This window comes from Variovorax humicola (genome assembly GCF_037889915.1).
Taxonomy (GTDB): Bacteria; Pseudomonadota; Gammaproteobacteria; order Burkholderiales; family Burkholderiaceae_C; genus Variovorax; species Variovorax humicola.
Genome location: NZ_JBBKZV010000002.1, coordinates 344,976 through 361,039 on the forward strand (window position 1 = coordinate 344,976; position 16,064 = coordinate 361,039).

The 16,064-nt window shown below is 64.6% G+C and carries 16 protein-coding genes and 1 other RNA gene; 7 read left to right on the forward strand and 10 right to left on the reverse strand.

The window, feature by feature from the left end; all coding sequences use genetic code 11:
- Positions 1-20: 20 nt before the first annotated feature.
- Positions 21-803, reverse strand: coding sequence for a class I SAM-dependent methyltransferase (locus WKW80_RS05455; RefSeq protein ID WP_340362532.1), 783 nt, complete (start codon positions 801-803; stop codon positions 21-23).
- On the opposite strand from WKW80_RS05455, the gene WKW80_RS05460 reads away from it, so the two are divergent.
- Positions 802-1,149: an MBL fold metallo-hydrolase gene (locus WKW80_RS05460; RefSeq protein WP_340362533.1), complete on the forward strand. Its 348-nt coding sequence runs from the start codon at positions 802-804 to the stop codon at positions 1,147-1,149. The two genes, WKW80_RS05455 and WKW80_RS05460, sit on opposite strands and share 2 nt — an antisense overlap.
- Positions 1,149-2,753: a transglycosylase SLT domain-containing protein gene (locus WKW80_RS05465; protein ID WP_340362534.1), complete on the forward strand. Its 1,605-nt coding sequence runs from the start codon at positions 1,149-1,151 to the stop codon at positions 2,751-2,753. Before WKW80_RS05460 ends, WKW80_RS05465 begins: the two co-directional genes overlap by 1 nt.
- 8 nt (positions 2,754-2,761) lie before the next feature.
- Here WKW80_RS05465 and WKW80_RS05470 read toward each other — a convergent pair whose 3' ends face one another.
- From WKW80_RS05470 to dnaX, 7 genes are all read right to left on the reverse strand, one after another.
- Positions 2,762-3,958 carry a low temperature requirement protein A gene (locus tag WKW80_RS05470; RefSeq protein WP_340362535.1) on the reverse strand — a complete coding sequence of 399 codons (1,197 nt, stop codon included), beginning with the start codon at positions 3,956-3,958 and terminating at the stop codon, positions 2,762-2,764.
- A gap of 20 nt (positions 3,959-3,978) precedes the next feature.
- Entirely contained in the window at positions 3,979-4,806 is an 828-nt protein-coding gene (locus WKW80_RS05475; protein WP_340362536.1) for an ABC transporter permease, read from the reverse strand.
- Between the two features lies 1 nt (position 4,807).
- Positions 4,808-5,623 carry an ABC transporter ATP-binding protein gene (locus WKW80_RS05480; RefSeq protein WP_340362537.1) on the reverse strand — a complete coding sequence of 272 codons (816 nt, stop codon included), beginning with the start codon at positions 5,621-5,623 and terminating at the stop codon, positions 4,808-4,810.
- A 74-nt stretch (positions 5,624-5,697) separates the two neighbouring features.
- A complete protein-coding gene (locus WKW80_RS05485; RefSeq protein WP_340362538.1) occupies positions 5,698-6,732 on the reverse strand; it encodes an ABC transporter substrate-binding protein in 1,035 nt (344 codons plus the stop codon).
- A gap of 228 nt (positions 6,733-6,960) precedes the next feature.
- Entirely contained in the window at positions 6,961-7,551 is a 591-nt protein-coding gene (gene recR, locus WKW80_RS05490; protein ID WP_340362539.1) for a recombination mediator RecR, read from the reverse strand.
- A gap of 15 nt (positions 7,552-7,566) precedes the next feature.
- A complete protein-coding gene (locus tag WKW80_RS05495; protein ID WP_213959265.1) occupies positions 7,567-7,899 on the reverse strand; it encodes a YbaB/EbfC family nucleoid-associated protein in 333 nt (110 codons plus the stop codon).
- 65 nt (positions 7,900-7,964) lie between these two features.
- Complete coding sequence (gene dnaX / locus WKW80_RS05500; RefSeq protein ID WP_340362540.1) at positions 7,965-9,782, reverse strand: DNA polymerase III subunit gamma/tau; 1,818 nt, start codon at positions 9,780-9,782, stop codon at positions 7,965-7,967.
- Positions 9,783-9,897: 115 nt separating this feature from the next.
- Between dnaX and WKW80_RS05505 the strand changes: the two genes are divergently transcribed.
- Positions 9,898-11,016 carry a M12 family metallopeptidase gene (locus tag WKW80_RS05505; RefSeq protein ID WP_340362541.1) on the forward strand — a complete coding sequence of 373 codons (1,119 nt, stop codon included), beginning with the start codon at positions 9,898-9,900 and terminating at the stop codon, positions 11,014-11,016.
- A gap of 24 nt (positions 11,017-11,040) precedes the next feature.
- Positions 11,041-11,137, forward strand: an RNA gene (ffs, locus tag WKW80_RS05510) — signal recognition particle sRNA small type.
- A gap of 158 nt (positions 11,138-11,295) precedes the next feature.
- Here ffs and WKW80_RS05515 read toward each other — a convergent pair.
- Complete coding sequence (locus WKW80_RS05515) at positions 11,296-12,540, reverse strand: TIGR03862 family flavoprotein (RefSeq protein ID WP_340362542.1); 1,245 nt, start codon at positions 12,538-12,540, stop codon at positions 11,296-11,298.
- 171 nt (positions 12,541-12,711) lie between these two features.
- On the opposite strand from WKW80_RS05515, the gene trxA reads away from it, so the two are divergent.
- Together trxA and rho are read left to right on the forward strand one after the other, a co-directional pair.
- Positions 12,712-13,044, forward strand: a complete 333-nt coding sequence (gene trxA / locus WKW80_RS05520) for a thioredoxin TrxA (protein ID WP_213959260.1) — start codon at positions 12,712-12,714, stop codon at positions 13,042-13,044.
- Between the two features lie 180 nt (positions 13,045-13,224).
- Positions 13,225-14,490 (forward strand): transcription termination factor Rho, encoded by a 1,266-nt coding sequence (gene rho, locus WKW80_RS05525; RefSeq protein WP_340338134.1) that lies wholly within the window; start codon positions 13,225-13,227, stop codon positions 14,488-14,490.
- Positions 14,491-14,607: 117 nt separating this feature from the next.
- Here the strand turns inward: rho and WKW80_RS05530 are convergent, their stop codons facing one another.
- Entirely contained in the window at positions 14,608-15,666 is a 1,059-nt protein-coding gene (locus WKW80_RS05530) for an oxidoreductase (protein ID WP_340362543.1), read from the reverse strand.
- Positions 15,667-15,780: 114 nt separating this feature from the next.
- Between WKW80_RS05530 and WKW80_RS05535 the strand changes: the two genes are divergently transcribed.
- Positions 15,781-16,047: a type B 50S ribosomal protein L31 gene (locus WKW80_RS05535; RefSeq protein WP_340338136.1), complete on the forward strand. Its 267-nt coding sequence runs from the start codon at positions 15,781-15,783 to the stop codon at positions 16,045-16,047.
- Positions 16,048-16,064: the final 17 nt, after the last annotated feature.

Genomic DNA, 16,064 nt, shown 5'->3' on the forward strand with positions numbered 1-16,064 from the left:
TCGTCCTTGCTTCTTGAAAATCACGGTCGAGGCGGCGGGGGGGCACGGTGCACCTTGCCCGCGACGGGCATCGGCGCACTGGCGCGTGCGCCGGCGCGGCGCCAGTCGGCACTTAACAGCCGCAACCCGCGTACACGCTTCACCGCCACCAGAAAATAAACAGCGCCAAATATCGGCCACCAACGCTCGCCCGCCGCATCGAACCAGCGAAATCGCTCTAGCCACGCCTCGCTGCGCACCGCAGGCCGATACGCCCCAAAACGGCCCGATTCGACCTCGAAACTCAACAGCCGCAGCCAGTCCCGCATGCGCCGGTAGGCGATGAATTCCCCGGCTTCGGGCAAGAACAACTCGCCGAAACCCAGGCGACGCCATAAATGGGCACGCCGCTGCCGCATTCCCCACAGGCTGTGGGGGTTCAGTCCGCAGATCACCACGCGCCCTTCGGGCACCAGCACGCGCTCGACCTCGCGCAAGGTGGCATGCGGGTCTTCACTGAGCTCCAGGGCGTGCGGGAGCAGCACCAGATCAAGACTGTTGGCCGAAAACGGCAACGCGGTGAAGTCCGTGAACAAAGCCGCAGAAGAGGCCTCCCCCTGCTGCGGCACCTGCGGCAGCGCCAGCCAGCGGTGCCGCATCCGGTTCGCACGCAGCGCGTCTATGGCAGGCAATCCGAGTTGAAGCGCGTGGTAGCCGAACATGTCGGCGACGGCCTGGTCGAATTGCAGTTGCTCCCAGGCCAGCAGATAGCGGCCGGGCGGGGTCTGGAACCAATCCTGCAAACCTATAATTTGACCGCTCATGACCTTCGTTCCGCTGCCCGCTTTGGCTGACAACTACATCTGGATGCTGAGGCACGGGCCCGATGCCATCGAGGTAGACCCGGGCGATGCCCAGCCGACGTTCGAAAACCTTGGGCGCGGCGAGCCGCAACTGGCCGCGATTCTAGTCACGCACCGTCGCGCGGATCGCGCCGGCAGCGCCGCCATCCAACCCCGATGGTCGGATGCCGGACGCGACAACCACCTTTTTCTTCGCAGCCGCGAAACCACCCTCCTTGAAGCAATGCACGTCCGCACCGGCCTTTCCGCCGCGGCCGACGCCGGCGGGGTGTTCACCGCACTGCACCAATGGGAACCCGACCTCTGATGAAATTTTTGCTAGCCGCCTGCATTGCGGGCACCCTGCTGCTCGCGGGCTGCGCGACCGGTACCCGGCCTGCCGGTTCCACCGCGACTTCTTCCGCCGCAAGCGCGACCCCGAAATATCCCAGCGATCCGCTAATGCCCATCACGACGGGCAAAGCCACTTCCCAGAGCGTGGCGCCATTGGCACCGCCCACGGACATGTGGGACCGCATCCGCCGCGGGTTCAAGATGCAGAACCTCGACAACGACGCGGTTCACGAGCGCGAGCAGTGGTACGCGAGCCGGCCCGACTACATCCAGCGCATGACCGAGCGGTCGAACAAGTACATCTTCTACATCGTGGAAGAACTCGAGCGCCGCGACATGCCGACCGAGCTTGCGCTGCTGCCGTACATCGAGAGCGCCTTCAACCCGCAGGCCGTGTCGAGCGCGCGCGCCGCCGGCATGTGGCAATTCATGCCGGCCACCGGCACTGACTATTCCCTGAAGCAGAATATCTTCCGCGATGACCGCCGCGATGTGCTCGCGTCCACTCGCGCCGCGCTCGACTACCTTCAGAAGCTCTACAACATGTTCGGCGACTGGCAGTTGGCACTGGCCGCCTACAACTGGGGCGAAGGCAGCGTCAGCCGCGCCATTGCCAAGAACCAGAGGCTGGGCCTGCCCACCACCTACAGCGACCTCACGATGCCGGGCGAAACGCGCCTGTATGTGCCCAAGCTGCAGGCCGTGAAGAACATCGTGGCCAATCCGCAGGCGTTCAACACCGACCTGCCGCTGATTCCCAATCACCCCTACTTCCAGACCGTCACCTTGACGCGCGACCTCGACGTGGCGTTGGCCGCAAAGCTTGCCGACGTGCGCATCGAAGACTTCCGCGCGCTCAATCCCGCCGCGCACAAGCCGATCATCCTGGCCGCCGGCACCCCGCAGATCCTGCTGCCGTGGGACAACGCGGCGGTCTTCACGCGCAACTTCGAGGCCTACAGCCAGGGCCAGTACGCCAGTTGGACCGCCTGGACCGTCGAGACGACGATGACCGCCTCCGACGCAGCCCAGCGCACCGGCATGAGCGAGGCCGACTTGCGCGCCGTCAACAACATCCCGCCGCGCATGCTGATCAAGGCCGGATCCACGCTGATCGTGCCGCGCTCGGCCAAGGTGCAGGAGGACGTCGCCGCGGTGGTGGCCGACACCGGCCACCTGAGCTTCCAGCCCGAGATCGTGACGCGCCGGACTACCGTGAAGGCGGGCCGCAATGACACGCCGGCCAGCATCGCCAGCCGCTACCGGCTCAGCGCCGGCAGCGTGGCCGACTGGAACGACGTGCGGATCAACCACAAGTTCCCGCGCGGCGCCAGCGTGGTGGTCTATGTGCAGGTGCGCACCATGGCGACCGCAAGGGTTGGCAGCGGCGCGGCGCCGGCGCATGCCGCGGCGTCGCAGCGCGGCGGCGCCGCTCGGGTGCAGGTTCCCAGCAAGCAGGTCGTTTCGGTCTCGACGAGGCCAACCGCCCAAGGATCCGGCAAGCGGGCCGTGCACGAAACCAGCAAGCAAGCGGCCCACGAAAAGCCCGCCGGCACGCCGACCAGGAAGAAGCACTAGCCTCGGGTTCAGCGCGCAGCGGCCTGCGCGCGCGACTGCCGCCGCCACACGGCCTCGAGCAATGCCACCGCTACCATCACTGCGGTGGTCAACGCTCCCACCGTTGCCACCGACAGGTGCGATGCAAACGGCACGATCAAGGCCAGCGCGGCCAGGCCGCCAATGTGCGACTGCGGCAGGAAGCCATACACCACGCGCTTGAAGAGCGCGTTGCCGAACAGGTAGATGGCCGGCCCGCCCAGCAGCGCACCGAGGTACTTCCACTCGAAGTGGTGATCGCCATGGCCGATGACGAGCTCGTCAGCCACGGCCGAGACGATGATGCCCGCCACGAGCACAACATGCGTGTAGTGGAACTTGGCGCCGATGCCGCCCGGATCGTCGGAGTGTTCGATCACGTGGGCCGCGTCCTTGCTGCTGGTGTCGAAGTACATCCACCACATCGCGATGCTGCCGAGAAAGGTCACCAGCATCGTCAGCACGGCGCCCAGAGCCCACTCCTTCGCCTGCCCGAATGCAACGCCGCTCGCCAGCACTGACTCGCCCAGTGCCACGATCACGAACTGTTGGCAGCGCTCCGCCAGGTGGCCGCCGTCGATGGTCCAATCGGCCGTGGTGGATCGTCCAAGGCCCGGAAACCTGAAGCCAATCATTGGGGCGACGTACTCGCAGAGCACGCCGGCAGCCCAGAGGGCGAGCCGCAAGTTACCGTCCGCCAAAGCCCCAGTCACCCACAACACCGCGACCACCGAGGTCCACGCCAGGATGCGCCGGAAGTTCGGGACCAGCGCGTGCCGTTTGCCGAGCGCCAGCAACACCCAGAGCGTCCGGCCCACCTGGATCACCGCGTAGCAACCGGCAAACACGAGCGCCCGTTCGCCAAACGCCTGCGGCAACGCGGAAGCCATCACCAGCGCGACCAGCATGATCGCGAACAGCACCAGCCGGATCGGTATCGCCGTCGGTTCGAACCAGTTGGTCACCCATGCCGTGTACTGCCAGCCCATCCAGACCGCGAACCACAGCAGCAGCGTCTGCAGCGCGCCGAGCAAGGTGAGATGGTCGAGCAGGTAATGCGACAGTTGGGTGACCGCAAAGACATAGACCAGGTCGAAGAACAATTCTTCGTTCGACACCCGCGCCGCCGCATGGCGCGAGCGCAGCAACGCAGGTGAGTGGCGTCCAGGCTCGTTGCTGTCGTTCAACAAAATCTCTCCTGTCTTGCTTACAGCTTCTCGGTTTCGCCGCTGCGCGGTTGCCACTTCATCAAGCGCCGCTCGATCACCCCCACGACGCCATCCAGCACCAATGCAAAGATCGTCAGCACGACGATTCCGGCGAACACCGTGTTGACGTCGAAGGTACCCTCCGCCTGCAGGATCAGGTAGCCCACGCCCCGCGCCGAACCCAGGTACTCGCCAACGACCGCACCGACGAAGGCCAGGCCAACGGAAGTATGCAGGCTGGAAAACACCCAGCTCGTCGCGCTCGGCAAGTACACCGTGCGCAGCAGTTGCCGCTGATTGGCGCCGAGCATGCGCGCATTGGCCAGGATCACCGGGCTCACCTCCCGCACACCCTGGTAGACGTTGAAGAACACGATGAAGAACACGAGCGTGACGGCCAGCGCAACCTTGCTCCAGATGCCGAGCCCGAACCACAGGGAAAATATCGGCGCGAGGATCACCCGCGGCATCGAGTTGGCCGCCTTGATATAGGGGTCGAGAATCAGGCTGGCCGTCGGCGCGAGCGCCAGCCACAGCCCGCAGGCCAACCCCACCGCGGTGCCGATGGCAAAAGCCAGCACGGTCTCGACCAGCGTCGTGCCAAGGTGCAGGTACACATCGGCATTGCCCTTCAAGCCATCGGGAAAGAACATGCTGGCCGGCAAGTCGACTGGCACGAACCAGCTCCAGATCCGCCCTGCCACCTGGATCGGCTCACCCAGGAAAAATGCAAACTGCTGGTTGCGCGACGCGACGTGCCATACCACCAGGATGACGGCAAGCAGCGCGAATTGCCAGAAACGGGCATTGCGTTCGTTGAGCAGCATGTCAAGCCGCCTTCTTCAATTGCTGCGCATAGCCCTTGAGCACTTCGTCGCGCAGCACGTTCCAGATCTGGGTGTGCAGTTCGACGAAGCGCGCATCGGTGCGCACCTCGGCGACGTCGCGCGGGCGCGGGAGGTCGATGCTGAATTCGCCGATCGGACGCGTCGCGGGGCCTGCCGACAGCACAACCACGCGGTCGCTCATCGCGATGGCTTCGTCGAGGTCGTGCGTGATGAAGAGCACTGCCTTCTTCTTCGCGGCCCAGAGGTCCAGCACCTCGTTCTCCATGAGTTGGCGGGTCTGCACGTCGAGCGCGCTGAAGGGCTCATCCATCAGGATGATGTCCGGGTCCAATGCCAGTGTCTGCGCCAGCGCCACGCGCTTGCGCATGCCGCCCGACAGTTGATGCGGGTAGCGATCGCCAAATCCCGACAGGCCGACGCGCGCCAGCCAGGCCTCGCCCTGCGCCCTTGCGTCCGCATCCGGCACACCGCGGTACTGCAGGCCCACCATGACGTTGTCGAGCGTGCTGCGCCAAGGCATCAGGGCTTCGCTCTGGAACATGTAGCCGGCGCGCCGGTTGATGCCAACCAGCGGCTCGCCAAAGACTTTGATCGCCCCCGACGATGGCTCCAGCAACCCGGCCCCCACGTTCAGCAAGGTCGACTTGCCGCAGCCGGTGGGGCCGACCACCGACACGAACTCGCCGGCCTCGATGCGCAGCGTGGTATCGGCCACGGCCGTGTACCGTTGGCCGGGGTCGTCCTTCGAGCGAAAGGTACAGCTGATGTCGAGGAGTTCGAGTGCGTAGTCAGACATGAAACAGGACGAAATCTTGGCATTCGGGCCCAAACAAAAAACCCGGCCGAAGCCGGGTCTGGTGCGCCTGCAGGTCAGGCCTTGAACTTGTCTTTGGCTCGCTTGGCAAAGTCATTGGTGTACAGCTTGTCGATATCGATTTTCTCGGGTTTGACCGTGTTGTCGAAACTGCCGATGGCGGTGAGCGCGGTCTTCGGCCCCTCGGAAGGCACCAGGCCGTCGACGGCAATCGATTCGCGCACCTTGTCGAACGACGCAAGGTACAGCGCGCGGTCGCCCAGCAGGTAGGTCTCAGGGACGGTCTTGATGATGTCGCCCGGTCCGGCCGTCTGCAGCCACTTGAGGCCATGCACGATCGCGTTGGCGAGTGCCTGGCATGTGTTGGGATTCTTCTGGATGAACTCGGAAGATGCGTAGAGGCAGGCCGCCGGCATCGGCCCGCCGAACACTTCCTGCGTGCCCTTGAGCGTGCGCGTGTCGCTGATGATCTTCACGTCGCCCTTCTGCTCGAGCATGGTCATCACAGGGTCCGTGTTGCTGATCGCGTCGATCTGCCCCGCGCGCAGCGCCGTCAATGCGCCAGCCGCCACGCCCACGCCGATGTAGCTCACGTCGCTCGCCTTGACACCGCCGCGCGACAGCACCAGGTTGGCCACCATGTTGGTCGACGACCCGGGCGCGGAGACGCCGATCTTCTTGCCCTTGAGGTCGGCAATGGTCTTGTACGCGGGCATGTTCTTCGTCGACACGCCCACTGCGATCTGCGGTGCCCGGCCTTGCAGCACGAAGCACTGGAAGTACTGGTTCTTTGCCTGCAGGTTGATGGTGTGTTCGAACGCGCCCGAGCACACATCGGCCGAGCCGCCCACAACGGCCTGCAGCGCACGCGAGCCACCGGCGAAATCGGAGATCTCGACATCCAGTCCCTCGGTCTTGAAGTAACCAAGTTGCTCGCTGATGGTCAGCGGCAGGTAGTAGAACGCGGCCTTGCCCCCGACAGCGATGGATACCCTAGTCTTTTCAAGCTTGCCCTGCGCGTGCACGAAGGGAGCGGATATTGCGACAGCACCGAGTGCTGCAGCAGTGGTGAAAGTACGGCGTTTGAGCATGGGAGCCGGCGCGAAAGCCGTCGGTGCCTGTGTGAAGTTGATCCGAGCTTAGGGAGCGCCATCCCCACCTGCATCAGGAACATCCCGTGCGGGTTTTCACGTAAGAACGAAGTCCTCCCCTCGGTCGGGAAAGGCATCGCGGCTTCTAGCAGGATGCGAGCGTCCACGAAGCGCTGCGTGCGTTGCGAAAAGCCTTCGCACACAGCGCGATGCAGGCAATCCGCAGCGTCAACGCCGGTCTACAAGCGCGTGCGCAATGGTCCCGAGATCGACGTATTCGAGTTCGCTGCCAGCGGGTACGCCGCGCGCCAACCGAGTGACCGTGAGGCCGCGCTGGCGCAAGGCCTCGCCGATCACATGGGCCGTGGCTTCCCCCTCGGCCGTGAAGTTGGTGGCAAGAATCACCTCGGCCACATCGCCATCCAGTGCGCGGTCGAACAGCTTCTGCAAGCCGATGTCCTTCGGTCCGATGCCGTCGAGCGGGCTCAGCTTGCCCATCAGGACGAAGTAGTAGCCGCGAAACGCGCCGGTGCGCTCGAGCGCGGCCTGGTCGGCTGGCGTTTCGACCACACAAAGCTTTCCGGCGTCACGTCGCGGGTCGCTGCAGACACTGCAAATCGCCGCTTCCGTGAACGTGTTGCAGCGATCACAGTGCCGCACCTGGAGGGCCGCCTGCTGCAAGGCGCGCGCAAGCAGTTGTGTGCCTTCGCGATCATGCTGCAACAGATGAAACGCCATGCGCGAGGCCGACTTGACGCCTACACCCGGCAGGCGGCGCAATGCCTCGACCAGCGCGTCGAGCGAACTGGAATCAGCCATGCATGTGCAACAGGACTAGAACGGCAGCTTCATGCCGGGCGGCAGGCCTGGCATGCCAGCGGAAAGCTTGCCCATCTTCTGCTCGCTGGTCTCCTCGGCCTTGCGCACGGCGGCGTTGAAAGCGGCAGCGACGAGGTCTTCAAGCATGTCCTTGTCGTCCGCCAGCAGGCTGGGGTCGATGGTGATGCGCTTGACGTCGTGCTTGCAGGTCATCACAACCTTTACCAGGCCCGCGCCGGATTCGCCTTCGACCTCGATGGTGGCCAGTTCTTCCTGCGCCTTCTTGAGGTTCTCCTGCATCGCCTGGGCCTGCTTCATGAGGCCGGCAAGTTGTCCTTTGTTGAACATGGGTTTGATCCTGAATGGTTGAAAAAATCGGGTGAATGCTAAACCGCCGCAACAGGCGCCGGGTGTCACGCCGGCCGCAGCGTCCCCGGCACGATGCGGGCATCGAAGTCGCGCATCATGCTCTGCACGAGCGGGTCGTTGTGGATTGCCTCTTCAGCCGCCTTCTGCCGCGCTTCGGCGGCCAGCTTGTTGCGCCGCGCCGGGCTGTCGACCACGTTGCCAATCTCGACGGCGAGCTTGACGCCGTGCCCGAGTGTTGCCAATGCCGCCTGCAACTTCTCGCGACTGGCAACCTGGTTGAGGGATTCGCGCTCGACACGCAGCAACCACTGGTCGACGTCGCGCGCCACCAGCTGCGACTGCAACGCCAATTCGCGTGTAAGCGCGCTGATGGCTTCGGCCGCCACCAGTTGCGAGACCGCCTCGTGCCAGAAGTCGCCGTCCTCGCTGGTCACGAGCGGCGTGCTGGATGACTGCTCACGGGCCATGTCACGCATGCCGGGAGGCGGCTGAACGCGGACCTGCATGGCGACGACGCCGGGTACGCCCTGCGCGGCATCCACGGCCGCTGCAATCTTCCTCGGCTCCGCAGCCGCAAGTGCAGGCGGCTCGACGATCGCAAGGCGATGGCCCGGTGGCGCATGGATGACGGGCGCGACCGTCGCGACCCGAGACTTCGCGGCAACGGGGGTGTCCGCCGGCGAGGCCACGGCGACAGCCCGTTCCACCGGCCTGACCGCCCGAACCGGCTCATTCAGAGTTTTTTTTTCCGCGGACGGCTTGAATGCGAGCAAGCGCAGCAACACCATCGTGAGCGCCGCGTACTCATCGGGCGCAAGCCCCAATTCACCCCGGCCATGCAGGCACAGGCTGTAGAGCAATTGCGTTTCATCGGGCGGCATGGAGGCGGCCAGGCGCGCCGTCTCGGCGGCATCCGGATCGGTGCCGTCGGCGGCATGGTCCGCGCGCGCGGGCACCGCCTGCAACACCGCCATGGCCTGCAGCACGGTGGTCATCTCTTCCAGCGTGGAAGCTGCCGATAGGCCGTCACGCCGCAATGTCTCGGAGGTTTCGACCACGGTCTTGCCGTCGCCCGCCGCGAGCGCGTCGATGAGCCTGAACACATGCCCGCGGTCGACCGTGCCAAGCATCTGCCGCACACCTCCCTCGACCAGGGTGCCGTTGCCAAAAGCGATGGCCTGGTCGGTCAGGGAAAGCGCATCGCGCATCGAGCCACGGGCCGCGCGCGCCAGCAATCGAAGCGCCTGTACATCGGCCGGCACGTCTTCGGTTTTCAGCACCTGCGTCAAATGTTCGAGCACGGTCTCCGGCGCCATCGGCCGCAGGTTGAACTGCAGGCAGCGCGACAGCACCGTGACCGGCACCTTTTGCGGGTCGGTGGTCGCCAGGACGAACTTGAGGTACTCGGGCGGTTCCTCCAGCGTCTTCAGCATCGCGTTGAAGGCGGTGCTGGTGAGCATATGCACCTCGTCGATCATGAAGACCTTGAAGCGCCCCTGCACCGGCTTGTAGACCGCCTGCTCCAGCAGCGACTGAACTTCGTCGACGCCACGGTTGGAGGCCGCGTCGAGTTCGGTGTAGTCGACGAAGCGACCTGAATCGATGTCCTTGCACGCCTGGCACACGCCGCACGGCGTGGCCGTGATGCCACCCTGCCCGTCCGGGCCCTGGCAGTTGAGCGACTTGGCCAGGATGCGCGACACCGTGGTCTTGCCCACGCCGCGCGTGCCGGTGAACATATAGGCGTGATGCAGGCGCTGGGTGGTCAGCGCATTCGACAGGGCCTGCACGACGTGCGCCTGCCCCACCATCTCCTCGAAGTTCCGGGGACGGTATTTGCGGGCGAGCACGAGATAGGACATCGGGCCATTTTAGGGGCCGGTCCTATGCCGTTTCAGCGCGGGATGTATGCCGTTGTGCAGTTGAAAACCCTGTAATGGCTCACTAGTATGAAATGTCAAACGGAGGAGAACCGACATGGCCGTTGCTCCCAGCACCAAGCGCAGCGCGAAAGCTGCCAAACCCGCAGATCCCGCAAAGTCCAACCGGCTGCGCTACTGCGCGCAACCGGTCCAGACCCCGCGCATTTTCGACAGCAGCGTGCCTGCTGGCCGGGCCTTTGCCATCATGAGCGCAAGCAAGAAATGGGTGAACGGCACCACGCTCACCTACTACTGCTTTCGCAAGGGTGATGCGGTGCCGGCGGCCTGGTTCGGTGTCGCAAGCGACATAGCCGCCGTCGACAACGCCTTCGAAACCTGGGCCAAGCTGGGCCTCGGCATCACATTCAGGCGCGTCGACCATCCCGCCGACGCCATGATCCGCATCGGCTTCGACCAGAACGATGGTTCATGGTCATACGTCGGACGCGACGTGCTCAACACGAGGGACCCGGCCGAGCGCACCCTCAACTTTGGTTGGCCGCTGACGACGCCGTACGGCGGCGACACCGCACTGCACGAGATCGGCCATTCGCTGGGCCTCGAGCACGAGCACCAGAATCCGAATGCCGGCATCACCTGGAACCGCCAGGCCGTGCTGGACTACTTCAGGGGTCCACCCAACTCCTGGCCCGACGACCAGATCGACTGGAACATCCTGCGCAAGATTCCCGCGGCCGAAGTCAAGGGCACCAACTGGGACCCTGATTCGGTCATGGAATACCAGTTCGAGGCGGGCCTGATCCAGGCCCCGGCGAAATACGTGAATGGCCTGACACCAAAGGGCGGCCTCTCCGCAGCCGACAAGAGTTGGGTGATGCAGTCCTATCCCGGCGCCAAGGCACCGGCGGTGCCGCAACTCAAGGTGGGCTTGTCGCAGTTGCTGAAACTCATGGCCGGCGAGACGCGTGTGTTCGAGTTCGCGCCGACGCGCACCCGCACCTACGACATCGGTACATTCGGCACGTCGGACACGGTGCTGGTGCTGTTCGAGGTCACGCCCGCGGGCAATGTGCAGATCGCAGGCAACGACGACAGCGGCACCAACCTGAATGCCCATGTGCAAATGCGCCTGCAAAAGGGCCGCAAGTACCAGGCCGGCGTGCGGCTTTACTACGCCGATGCGGCGCTGGAGACCTCGTTGATGGTCTGGTGAAAACCGTCATCTACAATAGAGATTGACGGGCCTCCCCGCATGGTGAAGCGGCCAACCGGGTCAGGTGGGGAACCAAGCAGCCCTAACTGTGGAGTCAGTGCCGGGGGTAAGGCTCGTCAACCTCATTTCGATGGCTGCCAGTGGCAGCCATCGCCCCGTCAGCGGACGCAAGCCCTACTTTTATCGGCACTCTAGGATTCAAGAGATGGCCGTCGCGCGCGCCCGCAGGTTCACCGGGCCTGCCGGGCCTACTGGGCAAATGCAATCATTTGCCATGCGCTACACCCATCGCAGGACCGAGTGCGCGGCGCACAGGCCGCTGGCCATGCTGAGCGTGAGCAAATACCCACCCGTCGGCGCCTCCCAGTCGAGCATCTCGCCGGCGCAGAAGACGCCCGGCAGCGCCGCAATCATCAGGTTTGCGTCGAGCGCCTCGAAGCGCACACCGCCTGCGGTGCTGATCGCTTCATCGACCGGCCGCGCGGCCCGCACGCGCAACGGCAACGCCTTGATGGCCTCGGCCAGGCGCTGCGGCTGGTGCATATCTTCCCGGGTAAGCTGCTCGTGCAACAAACCCGACTTGATGCCGTCCAGGCCGAGCCGGCTCTTCAAATGGCTGGACAATGACCGGGCACCGCGTGGGTGATTGACGGCCGCCAAAACCTGCGCGGCAGTGCGATCCGGCAGCAAGTCGATGCGACAGGTCGCGCCCTCGCCCCCCGATGCATTGATCTCGTCACGCAAGAGCGCCGAGGCTGCGTACACCAGGCTGCCTTCGACACCTGTATCCGTTGCGACGAACTCGCCCTTGCGCGCGAACGAGCGCCCTTGCCTGTCGGTGAACGACAAGGCCACCGACTTGAACGGATGGCCCGCAAACCGGCCGGCGAAATGCGCGCTCCAGCCCACGTCGAAGCCACAGTTGGCCGGCTGCAGCGGCGCCAGCGGCACCTGCCGCGCCTGCAGCCAGGGCCACCAGGCGCCGTCGGAACCCAGCCGCGCCCAACTCGCGCCCCCCAACGCCAGCACCACGGCATCAGGCCTTGCATGCTGCTCGCCTTGCGGGGTAGCAAATCGCAATGCGGTCGGCGGCGCCTCGACGCCCTCCCAACCGATCCAGCGGTGGCGCATGTGGAACTGAACGCCCGCCGCGCGCAGGCGGTGCAGCCACGCGCGCAAGAGCGGCGCGGCCTTCATGTCCTTCGGAAACACCCGGCCCGACGTACCGACGAAGGTCTCGATGCCGAGGCGGTGCGCCCACTCCTGCACCTGCCGCGGCCCGAAAATTTCAAGCATCGGCTGCACCTGCGCACGGCGTTCGCCGAAGCGGCTCGCGAAAGCCTCGAACGGCTCCGAATGCGTGAGGTTGAGCCCGCCGCGCCCAGCCAGCAGGAACTTGCGGCCGACCGAGGGCATCGCGTCGTACACATGGACTTGCGCGCCGGCTGTACCCAGCACTTCAGCGGCCATCAGGCCCGCGGGGCCGCCTCCGACAACGGCAATGGTTTTTTTCTTCTCGGTCATTCAACTCGATTCGTGCGACAACATGCTCGAAAGACGGACTTCCGGGGGCTTCTGTCAGGGGGAAAACTATGGCGGCGATAGCCCTTGCCCTCGGCACGGCATATCTTGGTTTCTGTCACAATGACCCGCACTTTAGCGGCCTCACTGCTCACCGCATCCAAAGGACAAAACATGGCAAGCGATCTCATCAAACACATCTCCGATTCCTCATTCGAAGCCGACGTGCTGCAAGCCGGCAAGCCCGTGCTGGTGGACTATTGGGCCGAATGGTGCGGCCCGTGCAAGATGATCGCGCCGATCCTCGACGAAGTCTCGAGCACATATGAAGGCAAGCTCCAGGTTGCCAAGATGAACGTCGACGAAAACCGCGACATTCCTGCCAAGTTCGGCATCCGCGGCATTCCAACGCTCATGCTGTTCAAGGACGGCCAACTCGCCGCGACCAAGGTCGGCGCAATGAGCAAGGCCCAACTGACGGCGTTCATCGACCAGCAACTCGCCTGATTGCACGCGGAGGGCGGCGCGCAACGCGCCGCCCTCCAGATTTGCTGCATAATCCGCAGCAGATCACCGGCACGCCACAAGCGCCCCGGTTCGAGTTCCCCGGTTTGTGAGGCACCTCTCGCCTCACATTTCAAACCTCCCCCCGTTTTTCAGTCGCTCACCCCGAAGAGGGGTCATTCAATGCACTTAAACGAACTCAAGGCACTCCACGTGTCTGAAGTCCTCAAGCAGGCCGAAGCGCTTGAGATCGAAAACACCGGCCGCATGCGCAAGCAGGAGCTGATGTTCGCCATCATCAAGAAGCGCGCGAAGGCCGGCGAACAGGTGTTCGCCGATGGCGTGCTCGAGATCCTGCCCGACGGCTTCGGCTTCCTGCGCAGCCCCGACACCAGCTTTACGGCCAGCACCGACGACATCTACATCAGCCCGAGCCAGGTGCGCCGCTTCAACCTGCACACCGGCGACATGGTCGAAGGTGAAGTCCGCACGCCGAAGGACGGCGAGCGCTACTTTGCGCTGACCAAGCTCGACAAGGTGAACGACGGCGTGCCCGAGCAGAACAAGCACAAGGTGATGTTCGAGAACCTGACGCCGCTGTTCCCCAAGGAGCAGATGAAGCTCGAGCGCGACGGCATCAAGAGCGACGAGAACATCACGGGCCGCATCATCGACATCATCGCGCCCATCGGCAAGGGCCAGCGCGCCCTGCTCGTGGCGCCGCCCAAGAGCGGCAAGACGGTGATGATGCAACACATCGCCCACGCGATCAGCGCCAACTACCCCGACGTGCACATGATGGTGCTGCTGGTGGATGAGCGGCCCGAGGAAGTGACCGAAATGCAGCGAACGGTGAAGGGCGAAGTGATCGCTTCGACCTTCGACGAGCCCGCTGCGCGCCACGTGCACGTCGCCGAAATGGTGATCGAGCGCGCCAAGCGCCTTGTCGAACTCAAGAAGGACGTGGTGATCCTGCTGGACTCGATCACCCGCCTGGCCCGCGCCTACAACAACGTCGTGCCCTCTTCGGGCAAGGTGCTGACCGGCGGTGTGGACTCCAACGCGCTGCAGCGCCCCAAGCGCTTCCTGGGCGCCGCGCGCAACGTGGAAGAAGGCGGCTCGCTGACCATCATCGGCACCGCGCTGGTCGACACCGGCAGCCGGATGGACGAAGTGATCTTTGAAGAGTTCAAGGGCACCGGCAACTCCGAAATCCACCTCGACCGCCGCCTGTACGAAAAGCGCGTGTTCCCATCGATCCAGCTCAACCGCAGCGGCACGCGCCGCGAAGAACTCTTGCTCGCACCCGAGATCCTGCAGAAGACCCGCATCCTGCGCCAGCTCATGTACAACATGGACGAGATCGAGTCGATGGAACTGATGCTCAAGAACATGAAGGCGACCAAGACCAATGTCGAGTTCTTCGACATGATGCGCCGCGGCGGATAACGAGCGCTGCACCCCAGGGTACGTGTCGCCTGGCACCGCGGGGGCGGCACCGAACCGCCCGGCAAGCCCGCCCGATGACACCCTTCGAATTGATGCCCGTCACCTGACGGGCATTTTTCATGGCGCCAGCGCGCGGCCTTCTGCGGCACTGAGGGTGCCGAGGTCGAGCAGTTCCATCAGCGCCACGGCCTGCTCCGGCGGCACCGGATTCGGGCCGGCGCCGAGGATCGCGTCCCGTACGGCCGCGTAGTAGTCGACGTAGTTGCCACGGCGATTGGGCCATTCGATGGTCTGCACCCAGTCGTCGACCGCGACCACCTTGAGTTCACCGACCTGGGGATCGACACCCCAGCCCTCGCCGCCAGGGCGCTCTCCCGCCTTCAGCGCATCTTCCTGCACGTCGACGCCGTACTTCACATAGCTGCCTCGGTTGCCATGCAGGATGTAGCGCGGCGCGGCATGCGCGGCCAGCGTACTCGCGTGCAGCACCACGCGCAGCGGAGCGTGCGGACCGGTTTCGTAGCGCAGCATTGCGTGGAAATGGTCGTTGACCCTGGCGCCGTCGCGCAGCGCAGCGATGTCGAGCTGGAGCGTGTCGGGCTTGCCGAACAGCCGCACGGCCTGGTCGACCAAATGAGCGCCAAGGTCGACCCAGACGCCGGCGCCGGGCACGTCCTGCTCGCGCCATCGCGCCCGTACGTGCGGACGAAAACGGTCGAAATGCGATTCGAAATACACCAGGCGGCCCAGCCTGCCGCTGGCGATGACGTCCTGCAGCGTCAGGAAATCGGCGTCGAAACGCCGGTTCTGGTAGACCGCGAGCACCCGCCCCTGTTGCCGGGCCAGCGCCGCCAACTCGCGCGCCTGGGCCGCGTTCAGCGTGAACGGCTTGTCCACCACCACGTGCTTGCCGGCCTCCAGTGCGGCCCTGGCCACCGGGAAATGCGCCTCGTTGGGCGTCGCGACGACGATCAGGTCGATGTCGGGCAGCGCCAGCAATGCCGCCATGTCCGGCACGATGGAGGCGCCGGGCCACTCGGCCTGCGCCTTGGCGGCCTGCGAGGTCATGATGGCGCCCAGCGCCATTCCGGGCACGGCGGAAAGCACCGGTGCATGAAAGGTCTGGCCCGCAAATCCGTAGCCGACGAGGCCGGCGCGCAAGGTTCTGGAAGTCATGAAGTGACGATTTGCCCGGAAATGCATCAGTATGCGATAATCGTAGGCTCCGCGAAAAGTGCGGCCGGGTATTCGCTCGGCGTGGCTCTCGCATCGACCCCCAAAGGAAAGACCATGAAAGCAGGCATCCACCCCAATTACCGCGAAGTTCTGTTCGTCGACATGTCGAACGGCTTCAAGTTCGTGACCCGTTCGTGTGCGAACACCAAGGAAACGGGCACGACCGATGACGGCCGCGAACTCCCGTTGTTCAAGCTGGACACCACCAGCGAATCGCACCCGTTCTACACCGGCACGCAGAAGTCGGTCGACAACATGGGTGGCCGCGTCGAGAAGTTCCGCAACCGCTTCGGCAAGACCACCGGCGCTGCTTCCAAGTAAGCTTGCCGTTCCAGGTC

Excerpts from the sequence above, each read along its gene's own strand:
- WKW80_RS05460 (WP_340362533.1), top strand. The coding sequence starts at position 802 with ATGACCTTCGTTCCGCTGCCCGCTTTGGCTGACAACTACATCTGGATG.
- WKW80_RS05455 (WP_340362532.1), bottom strand. The coding sequence starts at position 803 with ATGAGCGGTCAAATTATAGGTTTGCAGGATTGGTTCCAGACCCCGCCC.
- WKW80_RS05465 (WP_340362534.1), top strand. The coding sequence starts at position 1,149 with ATGAAATTTTTGCTAGCCGCCTGCATTGCGGGCACCCTGCTGCTCGCG.
- WKW80_RS05475 (WP_340362536.1), bottom strand. The coding sequence starts at position 4,806 with ATGCTGCTCAACGAACGCAATGCCCGTTTCTGGCAATTCGCGCTGCTT.
- WKW80_RS05480 (WP_340362537.1), bottom strand. The coding sequence starts at position 5,623 with ATGTCTGACTACGCACTCGAACTCCTCGACATCAGCTGTACCTTTCGC.
- WKW80_RS05485 (WP_340362538.1), bottom strand. The coding sequence starts at position 6,732 with ATGCTCAAACGCCGTACTTTCACCACTGCTGCAGCACTCGGTGCTGTC.
- recR (WP_340362539.1), bottom strand. The coding sequence starts at position 7,551 with ATGGCTGATTCCAGTTCGCTCGACGCGCTGGTCGAGGCATTGCGCCGC.
- WKW80_RS05495 (WP_213959265.1), bottom strand. The coding sequence starts at position 7,899 with ATGTTCAACAAAGGACAACTTGCCGGCCTCATGAAGCAGGCCCAGGCG.
- dnaX (WP_340362540.1), bottom strand. The coding sequence starts at position 9,782 with ATGTCCTATCTCGTGCTCGCCCGCAAATACCGTCCCCGGAACTTCGAG.
- WKW80_RS05505 (WP_340362541.1), top strand. The coding sequence starts at position 9,898 with ATGGCCGTTGCTCCCAGCACCAAGCGCAGCGCGAAAGCTGCCAAACCC.
- WKW80_RS05515 (WP_340362542.1), bottom strand. The coding sequence starts at position 12,540 with ATGACCGAGAAGAAAAAAACCATTGCCGTTGTCGGAGGCGGCCCCGCG.
- trxA (WP_213959260.1), top strand. The coding sequence starts at position 12,712 with ATGGCAAGCGATCTCATCAAACACATCTCCGATTCCTCATTCGAAGCC.
- rho (WP_340338134.1), top strand. The coding sequence starts at position 13,225 with ATGCACTTAAACGAACTCAAGGCACTCCACGTGTCTGAAGTCCTCAAG.
- WKW80_RS05530 (WP_340362543.1), bottom strand. The coding sequence starts at position 15,666 with ATGACTTCCAGAACCTTGCGCGCCGGCCTCGTCGGCTACGGATTTGCG.
- WKW80_RS05535 (WP_340338136.1), top strand. The coding sequence starts at position 15,781 with ATGAAAGCAGGCATCCACCCCAATTACCGCGAAGTTCTGTTCGTCGAC.